The 937-nt window shown below is 61.7% G+C and carries 1 pseudogene; it reads right to left on the bottom strand.

What is annotated here, in order from left to right:
- Positions 1 to 937 (bottom strand): annotated as a pseudogene (locus tag KCG87_RS27335) (toxin); the annotation flags it as partial.

Consider the following 937-nt stretch of genomic DNA (forward strand, 5'->3'; position numbering starts at 1 on the left):
AGTAATAGCCTTCGTGACTGATCAGGCGTGCCTGCTGGTCCAGTTCCATCACGCATGAGCCCAGGTGATCATCGAGGGTGTAACGCAACTGGTTGTCGGCGATGCCCGGCGGTTTGCCGCTGAGCCAATGCAGGCAACTGACATGGCCTGCGCCGGCGGCGAGGCTGATGACGTGCAGCTCCTCACCGTTGTCCTTGCTGCGGATCTCCAGTCCGGGCAGGTAGCGCACCTCGTGAAAATGCCGGTGGGAACCGCTGTAGGTGTCATGGCGTTTGTAGACGCGCGCGCCTTGGCTGTAGTGATAAAACTCGGCGTCATCCAGGCCGTTTTTGCGTTTGATCAGCGTCACTGCGGCCAGTTGATCACGGACATTCCACGCCAGTGACTGACCTGGTTGCAAGGTCGTCAGGTTGCCGTGGCGGTCGAACAGCTGATCGAAATCCGGTTCGGGATCACCCTCATTCCAGCGCACACCGCGATTGCTCGCAGGGTCGATACGCATCTGCCGGGTCTGACAGGCGCCGTCACGCACATGGCACAGTCGCGTCAGGTTGCCGCCACGATCGTAGCGGTAGGTCTGCAGGTAATTGCGTCGGTCGTTGGGGTCGCTCGGCTGCGGTCGGCCGGGGACGTCGCTGGGGGCCGCGTCGTCGTAACCGCTGGCGCTGATCAGCCGATACAGCGAGTCGTAACGGAACGCACGTTCGCCGTCGACCCGCTGGTTGGCGAAGTGGCTGGGCATGAACACGTTGTCGAGGATGCGTGTCGGGTTGCCGACCGGATCGTACTCATAGCTGATGTCCTGCAGGGGCGGCTGCGCACCTTTTTGCGCCCACTGCCGCTGCAGGCGCCCAGTGGATGGTTCGTAGTCCCAATAGCTGGCAATGCCATTGCCGGTCTGTTGTTCGATGATTTGTCCGACGGCGTTGAAGTGCGA

It is taken from the genome of Pseudomonas sp. MWU347 (assembly GCF_017947305.1).
In the GTDB taxonomy this organism is placed as follows: domain Bacteria; phylum Pseudomonadota; class Gammaproteobacteria; order Pseudomonadales; family Pseudomonadaceae; genus Aquipseudomonas; species Aquipseudomonas putida_A.